The 15,052-nt window shown below is 39.2% G+C and carries 17 protein-coding genes; 11 read left to right on the forward strand and 6 right to left on the reverse strand.

Features of this window, described 5'->3' with window-relative positions:
- Positions 1-30: 30 nt before the first annotated feature.
- Positions 31-1,290 (reverse strand): tyrosine--tRNA ligase, encoded by a 1,260-nt coding sequence (tyrS, locus tag J0J36_RS01265; protein WP_019291364.1) that lies wholly within the window; start codon positions 1,288-1,290, stop codon positions 31-33.
- A 136-nt stretch (positions 1,291-1,426) separates the two neighbouring features.
- On the opposite strand from tyrS, the gene J0J36_RS01270 reads away from it, so the two are divergent.
- The 3 genes from J0J36_RS01270 to J0J36_RS01280 all read left to right on the forward strand — a co-directional run bounded on the left by J0J36_RS01270 (position 1,427) and on the right by J0J36_RS01280 (position 4,832).
- Entirely contained in the window at positions 1,427-3,850 is a 2,424-nt protein-coding gene (locus tag J0J36_RS01270) for a transglycosylase domain-containing protein (protein WP_019291363.1), read from the forward strand.
- Positions 3,851-3,928: 78 nt separating this feature from the next.
- Positions 3,929-4,438 carry a methylated-DNA--[protein]-cysteine S-methyltransferase gene (locus J0J36_RS01275; RefSeq protein ID WP_019291362.1) on the forward strand — a complete coding sequence of 170 codons (510 nt, stop codon included), beginning with the start codon at positions 3,929-3,931 and terminating at the stop codon, positions 4,436-4,438.
- Positions 4,428-4,832 (forward strand): methylated-DNA--[protein]-cysteine S-methyltransferase, encoded by a 405-nt coding sequence (locus tag J0J36_RS01280; RefSeq protein WP_019291361.1) that lies wholly within the window; start codon positions 4,428-4,430, stop codon positions 4,830-4,832. The genes J0J36_RS01275 and J0J36_RS01280 overlap by 11 nt, the downstream gene beginning before the upstream one ends.
- Positions 4,833-4,848: 16 nt before the next feature.
- Here J0J36_RS01280 and J0J36_RS01285 read toward each other — a convergent pair whose 3' ends face one another.
- On the reverse strand, positions 4,849-5,532 hold the full coding sequence (locus J0J36_RS01285) for a phosphatase PAP2 family protein (protein ID WP_019291360.1): 684 nt from the start codon (positions 5,530-5,532) through the stop codon (positions 4,849-4,851).
- Between the two features lie 110 nt (positions 5,533-5,642).
- The gene (pepA, locus tag J0J36_RS01290) at positions 5,643-6,710 is read right to left on the reverse strand and encodes a glutamyl aminopeptidase (RefSeq protein ID WP_153924389.1); all 1,068 of its coding nucleotides are present in this window, start codon (positions 6,708-6,710) and stop codon (positions 5,643-5,645) included.
- Positions 6,711-6,910: 200 nt separating this feature from the next.
- On the opposite strand from pepA, the gene J0J36_RS01295 reads away from it, so the two are divergent.
- The 7 genes from J0J36_RS01295 to groL all read left to right on the forward strand — a co-directional run bounded on the left by J0J36_RS01295 (position 6,911) and on the right by groL (position 11,240).
- Positions 6,911-7,198 (forward strand): hypothetical protein, encoded by a 288-nt coding sequence (locus J0J36_RS01295; RefSeq protein ID WP_029343529.1) that lies wholly within the window; start codon positions 6,911-6,913, stop codon positions 7,196-7,198.
- Positions 7,195-7,515, forward strand: coding sequence for a thioredoxin family protein (locus tag J0J36_RS01300; protein ID WP_019291357.1), 321 nt, complete (start codon positions 7,195-7,197; stop codon positions 7,513-7,515). Before J0J36_RS01295 ends, J0J36_RS01300 begins: the two co-directional genes overlap by 4 nt.
- 1 nt (position 7,516) lies before the next feature.
- Positions 7,517-8,140 (forward strand): YtpR family tRNA-binding protein, encoded by a 624-nt coding sequence (gene ytpR / locus J0J36_RS01305; RefSeq protein WP_019293856.1) that lies wholly within the window; start codon positions 7,517-7,519, stop codon positions 8,138-8,140.
- Between the two features lie 69 nt (positions 8,141-8,209).
- Positions 8,210-8,599, forward strand: a complete 390-nt coding sequence (locus J0J36_RS01310) for a single-stranded DNA-binding protein (protein WP_019291355.1) — start codon at positions 8,210-8,212, stop codon at positions 8,597-8,599.
- Between the two features lie 56 nt (positions 8,600-8,655).
- Positions 8,656-9,186, forward strand: coding sequence for a ClbS/DfsB family four-helix bundle protein (locus J0J36_RS01315; RefSeq protein WP_019291354.1), 531 nt, complete (start codon positions 8,656-8,658; stop codon positions 9,184-9,186).
- 117 nt (positions 9,187-9,303) lie between these two features.
- Entirely contained in the window at positions 9,304-9,585 is a 282-nt protein-coding gene (gene groES, locus J0J36_RS01320) for a co-chaperone GroES (RefSeq protein ID WP_019291353.1), read from the forward strand.
- Positions 9,586-9,614: 29 nt separating this feature from the next.
- A complete protein-coding gene (gene groL, locus J0J36_RS01325; RefSeq protein ID WP_003133890.1) occupies positions 9,615-11,240 on the forward strand; it encodes a chaperonin GroEL in 1,626 nt (541 codons plus the stop codon).
- A gap of 49 nt (positions 11,241-11,289) precedes the next feature.
- On the opposite strand, the gene J0J36_RS01330 is transcribed toward groL, so the two are convergent.
- The 3 genes from J0J36_RS01330 to yycF are packed head-to-tail and all read right to left on the reverse strand — an operon-like array spanning position 11,290 to position 14,211.
- Positions 11,290-12,102: an MBL fold metallo-hydrolase gene (locus tag J0J36_RS01330; protein WP_019291352.1), complete on the reverse strand. Its 813-nt coding sequence runs from the start codon at positions 12,100-12,102 to the stop codon at positions 11,290-11,292.
- Positions 12,099-13,517: an ATP-binding protein gene (locus J0J36_RS01335; RefSeq protein WP_019291351.1), complete on the reverse strand. Its 1,419-nt coding sequence runs from the start codon at positions 13,515-13,517 to the stop codon at positions 12,099-12,101. The genes J0J36_RS01330 and J0J36_RS01335 overlap by 4 nt, the downstream gene beginning before the upstream one ends.
- Complete coding sequence (gene yycF / locus J0J36_RS01340; RefSeq protein WP_003133894.1) at positions 13,510-14,211, reverse strand: response regulator YycF; 702 nt, start codon at positions 14,209-14,211, stop codon at positions 13,510-13,512. Before yycF ends, J0J36_RS01335 begins: the two co-directional genes overlap by 8 nt.
- Positions 14,212-14,421: 210 nt before the next feature.
- Between yycF and tmk the strand changes: the two genes are divergently transcribed.
- A complete protein-coding gene (gene tmk / locus J0J36_RS01345) occupies positions 14,422-15,051 on the forward strand; it encodes a dTMP kinase (RefSeq protein ID WP_019291350.1) in 630 nt (209 codons plus the stop codon).
- Position 15,052 lies beyond the last annotated feature (1 nt).

A 15,052-nucleotide genomic window follows, 5' to 3' on the forward strand; every position in this document is an offset into this window, starting at 1 on the left:
CCTGTTGCTACTTAAATATTAGACTTTAACTTAATAAGTCAAGATGAAATTTTTCTTTTTACCACGGCGAACAACAGTAAGTTGATTGTCGATTTTATCTCCATCAGAGAAGGTGTAATCCAAATCTTGGATACGTTCACCATTGATGTAAATCGCACCGTTTGTTACATCTTCACGTGCTTGACGTTTTGAATTTTCGATTCCGGCAGAAATCAAGAGTTCAATAATATTGAGATTATCGTCTGCTTTCACTTGATATGTTGGTACATCTTTTAAGCCAGAAAGGATTGACTTGGCATCAAGATCTTTCAAATCACCGCCACCAAATAAAGTTTCCGTGATTTTTACAGCTTGCTCGTAAGCGGCTTGTCCATGAACAAGAGTTACAACTTCGCGTGCAAGTACTTTTTGTGCTAAGCGTTCGTGACGTGCAGCCTCAAATTTCTCACCGATTTCAGCAATTTCTTCAAGAGATAAGAAAGTGAAAATTTTGAGCATTTTTACAGCATCATCATCGTTAACATTCAGCCAAAATTGATACATTTCAAACGGAGACGTTTTATCTGCATCGAGCCAAATGGCATTTCCTTCAGATTTACCAAATTTTTTACCTGTTGAGTCTGTAATCAATGGAATAGTGATGACATGTCCAGTTTTTCCAGCCTTACGACGGAGCAGTTCTGTGCCGGCAGTCATATTGCCCCATTGGTCAGAACCACCGAGTTGTAATGTAATACCATGACGTTGGTTGAGCTCGTAGAAATCGTAACCTTGCATAATTTGGTAAGCAAACTCGGTGTAAGAGATACCTGATTCGATACGACTCTTCACTGAATCTTTACTCATCATGTAGTTAATCGTGTAATATTTACCGACATCACGAAGGAAATCAATAAAAGATAAATTTTCGAACCAATTGTAGTTGTTTTCCATCTGAGCTTTATTTTCGCCATTTTCAAAGTCAAGGAAACGTTCCAACTGAGCACGAATTTTATCAGCCCAAGCTACAACAGTATCTTTCGTTTGTAAGCCACGTTCGGCATCTTTAAAAGATGGATCGCCAACAAGTCCAGTAGCGCCCCCAACCAATGGATAAGGTTTGTGCCCAGCCATTTGTAGACGCTTCATTGTAAGAATTAAGACCAGATTACCAAGGTGTAAACTATCAGCAGTAGGATCGTAACCAACATAATAACTTACCATGCCCTCAGTTAAAGCTTCGCGAAGAGCTTTTTCATCAGTGGTTTGGAAAATCAGACCACGTTCTTTTAGTTCGTCAAAAATATTCATGTTACCTCCTAAATTTAGTTAATACTGACAGTTTTGTTATAGTTTCTCTCAGTAATTAGATTAACGTTCTCATTATATCAAAAAAAAAGGAAAAATAGGGGCGAAAAAAGAGCCTAAGTTTGGTATAATATGTATTATGAAAAAAGATCAAGAACAGTCGAAGGAACGTGCACAGGCACGTTTGCAGGCTAAAATGGAGAAAAAGCGTGCCAGCAAAACGCAGGAAAGTCGTAAAAATTCTCCGAAAAAGCCTCAAAAACCTAAAAAAGTTCAAGCAGATGTAGAAGAAGGGAAAACAACACTTCAGACTATTTTTTCAGTCGTGCGTGGAGTAGTTGTCATTTTTGGTGTGCTTTTTCTTTTAGTTGGTGTATTTGGCGCTGCGGCAGGTGTGGGATATTTTGCTCGCCTTGTTGAAAATACCAAAGTTCCAAGCAAGGAGCAACTTCTCGAGCAGGTTAATAATATTCACGGTGTTTCAGTCATGAAATACAGTAATGGTGAAAATATTTCTGATATTTCCAGTGATTTGGTAAGGATTAATGTAGCAAGCAACCAAATTTCAGAAAATGTGAAAAAAGCTCTGATTGCGACAGAAGATGAAACCTTTAAGACGAACAGTGGTGTTGTGCCCAAAGCAGTAATTCGAGGCGTTCTGGGTGCCGTAGGTGGCGGTACAAGCTCTGGTGGTTCAACGATTACGCAACAGTTGGTAAAACAGCAGTCTCTTGGAGACAGTGTCACTTTCCAACGCAAGGCCAGCGAGATTGTTTATGCACTGCAGCTTAATCAATATTTAAGTAAAGATGAAATTTTAACGGATTATCTCAATGTCTCACCATTTGGGCGAAATAATCAAGGGAAAAATATTGCGGGTGTCCAAGCCGCTGCCCAAGGGATTTTTGGTAAGTCTGCTAAAGATTTAACCGTGCCAGAAGCAGCTTTTATTGCTGGATTACCACAAAGTCCAATTGTTTACTCTCCTTATAATGTGGATGGTTCGCTCAAATCAAAAGAGCTACTCTCTTATGGCTTAGCTCGTCAACAAAATGTCCTGTTTAACATGTATCGTGCAGGATATTTGACTCAAAAAGATTACGAAAAATATAGTGCTGTGGATATCTCGCAAGCATTTCTGCCTTCACAACCACAAGATTCTGTAGCACATGGTTATCTTTATAATGTTGTGTACAGTGAAGCCCTTAATCACGTCTATGATTATCTGATTAAGAGGGACAAGGTTTCGGCAACAGAACAAGGAAATGATAGCACCAAGCAAAAATATCGTGAATTAGCCGCGCAAGCCTTACAAACTGGTGGTTACACTATCACAACAACAATTAATCGTGGTGTGTATGATGCCATGCAAAATGCTGTAGCGCAGTATGGCGGTATTTTACAGGACGGTACAGGTGAAGTTCAAGCCGGAAATGTACTCATGGATAATAAAACAGGAGCAGTACTTGGCTTTATTGGTGGTTTAGACTATGCAACCAATCAAAACAATCATGCCTTTGATACGAAGCGTAGTCCAGGTTCTTCGATTAAACCAATCTTAGCTTATGCACCAGCAATTGATTTGGGATTGATTGGGTCAGCAAGTATGCTGAGTAACTATCCAACAAGTTTCTCTGACGGTACTCCAATCTTGCACGTTGGCGAAACAGGAACCGGAATGGTAAGTCTTAATGAAGCTTTAGGCGTGTCATGGAATATCCCTGCGCATTGGACCTATCAAGCCATTCTTGATTCTGGCAATAGCGTGGAAACTTACATGAAGAAGATGGGCTATTATGTGCCAGACTACAGTGTGGAATCTCTTCCACTCGGTGGTGGTATTGAGCCAACTGTGGTGCAACATACCAATGGCTACCAAGCCTTAGCTAATGGCGGGGTTTATGAGCCACACTATGTTGTCCAAAGCATAAAAGACGACTCCGGTAAAGATATCTACGAACATAAGAGTCAAGCAGAGAGAGTCTTTTCACAAGCAACATCAACAATTACTGAGGATCTTTTACGTAATGTTTTGACCTATGATGTCAGTCGTCGTACAACAAACTTTTTACAAGATTTACAAGCCATTAATCCAACACTTGCAAGTAGCGTGGATTGGACAGGCAAGACAGGTACTTCCAATGATTATGTAGACGGTTGGCTCATGCTTTCAACGCCCAAAGTATCCCTTGGAGGTTGGATTGGTCATGATAATAATACGCCGATGGGCAGCAAGACAGCTGCGGTCAATAATGGTACATATATGGCAAACTTGGTCAATGCAATTGCAGCAGCGGATCCAAATGTGTTTGGTCCTGGTGAAAAGTTCCCAGAACCAAGTAAAGATCCAGATGTAATTCAGAGCACTGTTCTTAAGTCGACCGGTCAAAAACCAGGCACTGTAACCGGAGGGAATCTTAAAAATGTTAAAGTCTCCGGTGAAACAACCACAAGTTATTGGGCTAAAAACGGAGCACCTGTGACACAATTCAAGTTTGGAATTGGTGGTACAGAGGCGAATTATAATGACGCGTGGAACAGAATTTTAGGAACTAGAAAATAGTAAAAAAGAGAGGGTATTCGCTCTCTTTTTTTGCTCTGAGGTAGTTTCTGGGTGAGAGAACTATGTTATAATAAGGACATGAAGAAGCGCCTCTATAAAAACTATATTGACACACCTATTGGTCAAATGATAAGTATCAGTGATGCGCAGTTTCTTCATCGCTTAGGCTTTACAGAGCATAAGAATTTACAGGCGAAGATTGCAAGATTGAATGCTATTATATTGGAACATCCAACTCCGATTTCATGTCAACTTGAAGAAGAGTTGCAAGAGTATTTTGCAAGAAAAAGAAAAAGTTTTAAATTCCCTTTAGCTGTGCAAGGTACAGAGTTTCAGCAAAAAGTCTGGAAAAAAGTTGAAGATATTCCGTTTGGGCAAACAAGAACCTATAAAGAAATCGCACAAGGACTCGCGCATCCGCAAGCCAGTATTGCAGTAGGGGCAGCAAATGCAGCCAACCCCTTTGCAATCGTGATTCCATGTCATCGATTGAAAAAAAGCTCCGGGCAGCTGGCAGGTTATGCTGGAGGACTATGGCGTAAAGAATGGCTGTTGGATTTTGAGGAGAATAATACCTATGTTGAATGAGAATATTTCACTCTCTGTAGAGCGCAATGCTAAGGGGGAGATTACCCAGGTTTTTTTCGATGACCAACATGAAAAGACGACTTACGAAGCACTTAATAAGAACCAGAACTTTATATTGACCACAGGAACAGCATTTCAACGAGCTGTTTGGTTAGAACTTCCCAAAATTCCAGCGGGAACGACTATAAGTTATCAGGAAATGGCTGCGCGTGTCGGAAGTCCTAAAGCACAACAAGCTGTGGGGCAGGCATTAGCACGTAATCCTTTGCCTGTCATTTTACCATGTCATCGTGTCACGCGTAAAGATGGCAGCTTGGGCGGTTTTATGGGTCAAGAAGCAGCAGTAGATATTAAGCAAAAGATACTCAACTATGAAAAAAAGCTTGACATATAGTCAAAGCTTTTTAGCTTTAATCAGCTTTTCTCACGCTTTTAGGTATATAAGGTTGAGGTTTTTCTGAGTTTTTATAATGAAGATAAGTTGGATAAGTGAGGCAGATGACTGAAAGCCCCCAAAGTAAGCCGCCTAAAGTATCCGAAGGATAATGTACCCCAAGAAGTACACGTGAAAACATTGTTAAAAAAATTAACCCCACAGCGACAAAACCAACTAATGTTTTGCTCCATACAGAAGAGAGATAGTGTAAGAGGATAAAAAAGAGACAGCCAAAGAGTACTACAGCAAAAGTTGTATGTCCACTGGCAAAACTTTTTCCTGGCTCATCTGTAAAGGCGGCAACACGATGAATGTCAGGGCGATCACGGCCGATAACTAATTTAATCAAGGTATTTCCCCCCACAGCAATTCCGGCTACAAGAGCTAACCATATTGCTGAAACCTTATCTTTGATAAAAATAATAGCAGCAATAACAAGACCAATTATAGCGCCCATTGTGTCGCCTAGAAATTTAGCAATTACACTTGAAATTTGAACCAAAAATTCATTGTTTTGAAGATGCCAAGCAACTGTCTGTAAATGCGAATCAATGCTTGGAATAGGTGCGTGTGTATAAGAAAGTTTTACAATGGCAGTCAGTGTGATAAAACTTACCAGAGTAAGTAAACCAGTAGTATAGTATAGTTTTTTATTCATAAATTTCCCTAAAATTCATATTTGGTGCTTTATGATTTTACTTTTTCTTTCTGAAATAAAACTGAATGACTAAAAAAAGAGGCTCAGGACCCCTTTTTTTAACTTTTTTATTAGTAGTTTTTAATAGCTGCTACTTTTTCTTGGTTTAGACTCGTAACGATAGCCCGGATAAAGTTTTGCGCTTCTGTGAAATCATCCATGTTGAAGATGGTTTGGTGACTATGGATATAACGGGCACACACACCAATAGTTGTTGAAGGTACGCCTTCGTTTTGCAAGTGTGCTGCACCAGCATCAGTTCCACCTTTTGAGATATAAGCTTGTGTTTTGATACCATTAACTTCTGCTGTATTGAGGAGGAAGTCCTTCATACCAGGCAGCATGATATGACCTGGGTCGTAATAACGAAGAAGCGAGCCTTCGCCAAGACGACCATTGTCGTTTCCAAAAGTATCCGTTGCAGGAGAGCAGTCAACAGCAAAGAAAACTTCAGGTTTAAATTTAGTTGTTGAAACATGGGCACCGCGAAGGCCAACTTCTTCCTGAACATTTGCACCGATAATCAAGGTTACTGGCAATTCTTTGTCTTTAAGGTAGTCCAGAAGTTCTAAGACCATAAGACACCCGTAGCGATTATCCCAAGCTTTACTGATGACATTTTTACCATTAGCAGTTAAAATTGTTTCAGATTCAGGAACGATGACGTCACCTTGACGAATCCCAAATTCTAAAACTTCTTCTTTGCTCATAAAACCACCGTCAAAGATGATATCTTCCACTTGTGGCATAGCAGGTGCGCCCGCTGCTCCACGTAAAAGATGTGGTGGTAGGCCACCAGTCACAACAGGTATTTTTTTACCATCACGTGTGAATAGCGTAAAGCGTTGTGCACTAACAACTAAAGGATTCCAACCACCCAGAGTGACTACACGTAAAGTACCATCTGCCTTAATTGACGACACCATGAAGCCGACTTCATCCATGTGAGCTGCAACCATAACACGAGGCGCATTTTCTGTTTTACTTTCTTTAGTGACAAAGATTCCGCCCAGACCATCAGTTTCAGGTGTGTAGCCGAGGTCCACCATACGGGCACGAAGATAGTCATGCATTGGTGCTTCGTAACCACTTGTTGCTTGAATTTCAGTTATTTCTTTAATTTTGTTAAATAGAGTCATCTCGTCTCCTTTGATTTTTTATACTCCCTTATTGTAGCATTTAAAAGCCGTATATAATAGTATTGTCCTAATGCTATTTAATAACTATAATTTTTAAAGACGGATAAGTTTTAGGGGATTTATAGAAAAGCGGAACTGATCTGAGGGGAAACAGTAATTATAAGTACTAATATACTCAAATTTATGTTAAAATTTTTTATATGAAAAAATATTTGAAAGTTGGTTTAGGGCTGCTGGCTGGTGTAGCAGGTGCGCGAGTGCTCTATCAGAGTTATAAGCACGTTGAAGAAAATTTGCGGGCAGAGGTTATTCAAGCAGTACGTGAAGCTTTTGCTGACCAAGATATTCAAACAGTATGGATCTTTGAGGAGGCAGATCGCGGAGCTATTTATAAAGGTGGCGTGATTGTTGGAGCAAACCAAAACATCAATTTTGAAATTGATGGAGAAACCTTAGAAATTACAGAATTAGGAGAGGAGTATTTATGATTATTCCAAAAAATTATGAGGAACTAGCTGAAATTGTAAAATCAGAAGGTAAACATGTCTTGTTTTTCACTGCAGGATGGTGCCCAGACTGTACTTTTATCAAACCAAAAATGCCAGAATTAGAAGCTGAATTTTCAGACTTTAACTTTGTAGAAGTTGACCGTGACGAATTCATGGACTTGGCTATTGAATGGGGAATCATGGGTATTCCTAGCTTTGTGACACTTGAAAATGGTAAAGAAACAGGACGCTTAGTGAATAAGCTACGTAAAACTAAAGAAGAAGTTAGTGAATTTTTGAAGGGTGTAGATAAATAAAATGATTGCAACGTATAATAAAAATGTTGGTGATGTCCTCATGCTGATTGTGGCAAACAATGAGGGAGCAGAAGTAACTTACGAACGTAAGGCGGATGTTGCGCGTATCTTCCGTGAAGATACAGGACAAACAGTGGGCTGGAACATTTTCGATATAAAAAAAGACTGGCCAGATTTGGCTCAAGGACAGAATGATTTATCTGAGCATCAAGTAACGGAACTTAATGTAAAACTTAAGGCAGCTGGCTTTGACGAGCAGCTTACATATGATGGCCAACCTAAATTTGTAGTCGCTGAGATTTTAACGATGGAGGATCATGCAGACAGCGATCATTTACATGTGTGCCAAGTAGAAGTTGGTCTAGATGCACCAGTTCAAATCGTTTGTGGTGCTCCTAATGCCGTTGTTGGTATGAAAACAGTAGCGGCTTTACCTGGTGCAATGATGCCTTCTGGTTCTTTAATCTGGCCAGGCGCTTTGCGTGGCGTACCTTCTTATGGTATGCTGTGCTCGGCACGAGAGCTTGACTTACCAAATGCACCACAAGTTCGTGGTATTATCGAATTGAATGCAGATTTAGAAGCTGGATCAGCTTTTGATGCAACAAGCATGTGGCAAGCCTAAATATAAAATAATAAAGACCTTAGTGAAAGCTGAGGTCTTTTTTCGTACAAAAAGTAAGGAGGTGTCAAAATGAATAAAACGTTACTTGTTGGCCGACTCGTTGCAGATCCAGAACTCACTAAAACATCTAATGGGAAAAGCCTATTGAGGATAAATCTCGCTGTCAAACGACGCTATAAAAATGCTTCAGGTGAAAAAGATACAGACTTTGTCGCTTTGGTCTTTTGGGAGAAACAGGCGGAACACTGTACATCCTATGCTAAAAAAGGCGCCCTACTTGCTGTGGAAGGGGAGATACGAACCAGGAATTATGTGGACAAGCAGGAACAAAAGCGCTATGTAACAGAAGTGTTGGTAAAAACTTTTGACCTTTTGGAAAGTCGCGCGACAGTTGCCATGCGACAAGATTCTATAGAAAATAGTGCTCTTAATTTAAAAGAAGATGAATTACCGTTTTAAATTGAAAAAAGCGTTTTCTTTTGATAGGATGAGAACAGGAAAGTGAGGAGGGAAAAATGGTAAAGGCAAAAACGAAAAAAGAGTTGATTTCCTTTTCAGAAGAAAACTGGAAAAAGCTGTGTCATTTGGTTGACACACTACCTTTAGAAGCACAAACGGCAACTTTTGCCTTTGGCCAAGAGAAGGGAAAAGAGACACATTGGGGGCGAGATAAGAATATCCGTGATGTGTATGCCCATCTTTATGAGTGGCAAGTACTTTTACAAAATTTTGTAAAAAGTAATATTTCAGGAAACTTTCAAAGCTTTTTACCCACACCCTATACTTGGAAAAACTATGCGACAATGAATCAAGAAATCTGGGAAAAGCATCAAGCTACTCCTTATGAAGAAATAAAGGAAAAACTTGCTACAAGCCACCTAAGAACTATCCAGTTATTGCAACATTTTTCAGATGAAGAGCTTTATACGAAGCAATATTATCCTTGGACTGCGACAACATCCTTAGCGCAGTATTTTCAGTCATCATTGGCTTCACATTACGAGTGGGCCTTGAAGAAACTCAGGCTTCATAAGAAAACGATTTAAAAAAATAAAAAAAGAAGTTTTTTTCTTGACTAATTTTGACCTTCGCGGTAAAATAAGATATATAAATTAGCACTCCAACTTAAAGAGTGCTAAAATAACATAAAATGGAGGAATAACATGTTGAAACCCTTAGCGGATCGCGTTGTATTGCGTATAAAAGAGGAAGAAGAAAAATCTTTAGGTGGGATCGTCTTGGCCTCAGCAGCACAAGAGAAACCACAAGTTGCAGAAGTTGTGGCAGTAGGCCCAGGTAAAACAACTCCTCATGGTACAGTTATTACACCAACAGTGCAAGTTGGTGATGCAGTTCTCTTTGAAAAGTTTGCCGGTACAAATGTAAAATTTGAAGGCGAAGATTTCTTGATTATCAAAGAATCTGAAATTCTTGCGATTGTTTAAGGAAAATAAAGACAGGAGATAATAAAAAAATGGCAAAAGATATTAAATTTTCATCAGATGCTCGTTCAGCAATGGTTCGTGGTATTGATATTTTAGCAGATACAGTAAAAACAACACTTGGTCCTAAAGGTCGCAATGTTGTTCTGGAAAAATCATATGGTAGTCCACTTATCACGAATGATGGTGTAACCATCGCAAAAGAAATTGAATTAGAAGATCACTTTGAAAATATGGGGGCAAAATTAGTCAGTGAAGTGGCCTCAAAAACAAATGATGTTGCGGGTGATGGTACTACAACAGCGACTGTTTTAACACAAGCGATTGTTCGTGAAGGTTTGAAGAACGTAACTGCCGGAGCTAATCCAGTGGGCATTCGTCGTGGTATTGAGTTAGCAACTGAAACAGCAGTAAAAGCACTCAAGGAATTATCTATTCCAGTATCTGGTAAAGAAGCTATTGCACAAGTTGCCTCTGTTTCTTCTCGTTCAGAAAAGGTTGGAGAGTATATCTCAAATGCCATGGAAAAAGTTGGTAACGATGGTGTTATTACTATTGAAGAATCAAAAGGTATGCAAACTGAACTTGAAGTTGTAGAAGGTATGCAGTTTGACCGTGGTTACTTGTCACAATATATGGTGACAGACAATGAAAAAATGGTGGCCAACCTTGATAACCCATATATCTTGATCACAGATAAGAAGATTTCAAATATTCAAGAAATTTTACCATTACTTGAACAAATCTTGAAAACAAATCGTCCTTTACTTATTGTGGCAGATGATGTTGATGGTGAAGCATTACCAACCCTCGTGTTGAACAAAATCCGTGGTACTTTCAATGTTGTAGCGGTTAAGGCTCCAGGCTTTGGCGACCGCCGCAAGGCCCAACTTGAAGACTTAGCAATCCTCACAGGCGGTACAGTAATTACGGAAGAGCTTGGTTTAGAACTTAAAGATGCAAGCTTAGATGCACTTGGTCAAGCCAATAAAGTAACTGTTGATAAAGAACATACGACAATCGTTGAAGGTGCCGGTTCAGCAGATGCTATTGCTACTCGTGTAGCAACAATTAAAGCTCAAGTTGAACAAACTACTTCAGAATTTGATCGTGAAAAACTTCAAGAACGTTTAGCTAAACTTTCTGGTGGAGTCGCTGTGATTAAAGTCGGCGCCGCTACAGAAACTGAACTTAAAGCGCAAAAACTTTTGATTGAAGACGCACTTAATGCAACACGCGCAGCCGTTGAAGAAGGTATCGTTGCTGGTGGAGGTACTGCCCTTGTTACAGTTATCTCTGCCCTCGACAGTCTTGAAGAAGAAGGGGACGTGCAAACAGGTATCACAATTGTACGTCGCGCATTAGAAGAACCAGTACGTCAAATCGCGGCTAATGCAGGTTACGAAGGTTCAATCATTATTGATAAACTTAAATCAGCAGAAAAAGGTATTGGTTTCAATGCCGCAACTGGTGAATGGGTTGAAATGATTGAGACAGGTATTGTGGATCCGGCTAAAGTAACACGTTCAGCCCTCCAAAATGCGGCCTCAGTAGCAGGACTTATCTTGACGACTGAAGCAGTCGTTGCTGATAAACCAGAACCAGCTGCACCAGCAGCTCCAGCTATGGATCCATCAATGATGGGTGGCATGATGTAACAATAAAAAGACACGAATTCGTGTCTTTTTTTATTGCTATAAATACTGTCTAAATATCATAGAGTTTACTTGCATGCTCATGGCTAGTATCAATAATATGAACGTCACGTTTGGTATCAACATCATGTTGCGCTAGAAAACCGTCCATGGTCATATGTGCAAGCTCTTGAATATTGTTATTCAGGCTAAGGTGACCGAGGAAGATGCGTTTTGTTTTATTTCCTAAAACATTAAAAGCAGCTTCGGCACCATCTTCGTTAGATAAATGGCCTTGGTCGCTGAGAATACGTTGTTTTGTTTTCCAAGGGTAGCCCCCCATGCGGAGGATCTCAATATCGTGATTACTTTCCATAAGATAGCCGTCGGCATTTTCGATTGTACCCCGCATACGGTCACTTACATAACCTGTATCTGTAAGTAATACGAAGGATTTATTATCTTTCATAAAACGATAAAATTGGGGCGCGATAGCATCATGACTCACACCAAAACTTTCGACATCGATATCGCCAAAAGTTTTGGTTTTGCCCATTTCAAAGATATGTTTTTGCTCACTCGCAATTTTTCCTAGTGAGTTTTTACTTTCCAGTTCTTGCCAGGTTAATTCATTGGCGTAAAGCTGAATGCCGTGTTTTCGGGCAAGAACACCAATTCCTTTGATATGGTCGCTGTGCTCATGAGTAATCAGGAGTGTATCGACATCTTTGATGTCTCGGTCAATCTCTCCTAATAAACTCTCGATTTTTTTTCCAGATAATCCAGCATCTACCAGAATTTTCTTTTCAGGTGTTTCCAAATAAAAAGAATTTCCAGTACTTCCTGATGCTAAAATTGAATATTTAAATGCTGATTCAGTGCTCATTCAGCAAAATCCTCCCAGTCGTTATTTTCTTGATTAATTTCATCACTGTAAGGGAAAGACAGGGTGAAAGTTGAACCAGTTTTACCATCAGAAGTGACTACTATATCACCTTTGTGGAGTTTCATAATATCATAGGCAATAGATAAGCCTAAGCCTGTACCACCGATTTGGCTATTTCTTGAAGCATTATCGACACGATAAAAACGGTCAAAAACTTTGGCTAAAGCAGGTTTTGGGATTCCCATACCTTGGTCGGCAATAGAAGTAAATGCTTTGTTGCTTTCACACCAGACGCTTACGGTAATTGTTCCGCCTTTTGGAGAATACTTAAAGGCATTATTGATGATATTGTCAATAACCTGCGAAAGCTTATCGGTATCGATTTCAAGCCAAATCTCTTGTTGAGATATTTGACGAATAATTTTAAAGTTATTGTAATTTTTTTCGATAATTTGATCAAAACGATCCAGGATATAGTTGATAAAATCGACATAGTTGATAATTTCAGTATGAAGTTTAACTTTATCTTGGTCCATACGAGAGAGTTCTAAAAGCTCCCCAATCATCCGAATCATTCGGTCTGTTTCGTTAAGGGAAACATCCACGAAGTGACTAGCAACCTCGGGATCAGCTAGGGCCCCATCATTGAGCGCTTCTAAGTAAGCTTTGACAGAAGTCAAAGGGGTGCGCAACTCATGCGAGACATTGGACACAAAAAGTCGGCGATCTCTTTCTGTTTTTTCTTGTTCCGTTGTATCGTGAAGAACAGCAATAATCCCAGAAATGTACCCTAATTCGCTACGGAAGAGCATAAAGTTTACGCGGAGGATAACAGCTGCACCTTCACAATTGATGGCATTGAGTGTGAGTTCGGGCTCTTTTTGTAGTAAATCATGAAAAGAATATTTGTCGGAGATATTTAGAATATCAATCAAATCTTTACCAATGATTAACTCGTTTGACTGATCAAGAAGAGTCAGTGCTGCGTGATTAGCAAGATTAATCTTACCATGCCTATCTGTAGTGATGACACCATCGGCAAGGTAGGTTAAAATACTCTCCAGTTGGTTGCGCTGATTCTCTAAATGTTCTTGCCGATCTTCGATTTCATGTCCAAGTAATAACAATTTATTGTAAGCTACTGAGAGCTCATTATTTTCTTTAGAAATTTGGCGATTTTCATAGTTATCATGCAAAAAATTATCCACTTGATGAGATATTTTATTTGCCGTTTGCGCCAAGCGACTGAGATACCAAATAAGAAGACTTAAGGTGACCAGATAAAAGATGAAAAACTGTAAGAGTGCAGTAGTGTGTGTGAGGAAGTATGGACTATTTACTATCTCAAAAATGCCAAAAAGAAGTAGATGAATCACTACTCCTTTAAGTACTATTGAATTAAAAAATTTATTCATGAGGTTCGCTCATATAGTATCCAACGCCACGACGTGTAGATACGTATTGAGGACGGCTTGGAGTATCTTCAACTTTTTCGCGAAGGCGACGAACAGTTACGTCAACAGTACGAACATCACCGAAGTAATCGTAGCCCCAAACAGTTTCAAGCAAAGTTTCACGTGTGATAACTTCACCGAGATGTTGTGCAAGATAATAGAGTAATTCAAATTCGCGGTGTGTCAAGTCAAGCTGTGTTTCATTTTTATATGCGGCATAATGTGTTGGGTTGATACGTAAGTTACCAATTACCAATTCTTTTTTAGAATCTTTTGGTTGTTCAACAGGAACGTTTGTCATGCGGCGTAGGTTTGATTTAATACGAGCAAGTAGTTCACGGTTTGAAAATGGTTTTGTGATGTAATCATCTGCACCAAGTTCAAGGCCGATAACTTTATCAAACTCTGTATCTTTAGCAGAAACCATCAAAATAGGGACTTCAGAAGTTTTACGGATTTGACGTGTAACTTCAAGGCCATCAATTTTTGGAAGCATCAAATCAAGATAGATAAGATCGGGTTTTTCTGATTCAAAGAGTTCAAGAGCTTCTTCACCATCAAAAGCAGTGACTACTTCATACCCTTCTTTGACGAGATTAAATTTTACAATATCTGAAATTGGTTTTTCGTCGTCAACAACAAGAATTTTTTTCATGATAATCCTTTCGCTTAGATGTATATAATATTAATTGCTTTTCTCATTATACAATTATTACAGTAGTATAGCAAGGTAAAGCCTTCCATAATATAGAATTTTTACAAAAGTGAAATCATTTGTAAAATAAGAAACTTATATAGTAAACAATATTTATAAAAGAACATTTTTCCCATATTTTTTCTTTTTATTTTTGCTATAATATAAGATATGAATGGAATATTAATTAGTTTGGAAGGGCCAGATGGGGCCGGTAAAACAACCGTTTTACAAAATATTCTTCCCGAACTAGAAAAATCGTCTTATAAAGTCCTTCAGACACGTGAACCTGGAGGTGTACGTGTGGCAGAAGAGATTCGAAATATAATTTTAAGTACAGAAAATACAGAAATTGACAGTAAGACAGAGCTGATGCTGTTTGCTGCGGCACGTCGTCTACACATGCAAACCAAAATGCTTCCAGCGCTGGCTGCAGGCAAAATGGTAATTGTTGACCGTTTTATTGATTCATCGGTTGCTTATCAAGGTTACGGACGTGAACTTGGTGTTGAACCTGTAAACTGGCTTAATGAATTTGCAACAGATGGTCTTAAACCGGATTTGACATTATATTTCGATATTGATACAGATGTTGCACTTGAACGAATTATGAAAAATAGAGCAGATGAAGTCAATAGACTTGATCTCGAACGTGCTGAGATGCATCGTAAAGTCAGACAAGGTTACTTAGAAATTGTTAAGAATGAGCCTGAGCGCTTTGTCACGATTGATGCCAGTCAAGAACTTGACAAAGTTGTTGCAGACACGTTAACAGTCATCAAAAAGAAATTTTGTTTGTAAT

It is taken from the genome of Lactococcus sp. LG1074, from assembly GCF_017309525.1.
Lineage (GTDB): Bacteria > Bacillota > Bacilli > Lactobacillales > Streptococcaceae > Lactococcus > Lactococcus petauri.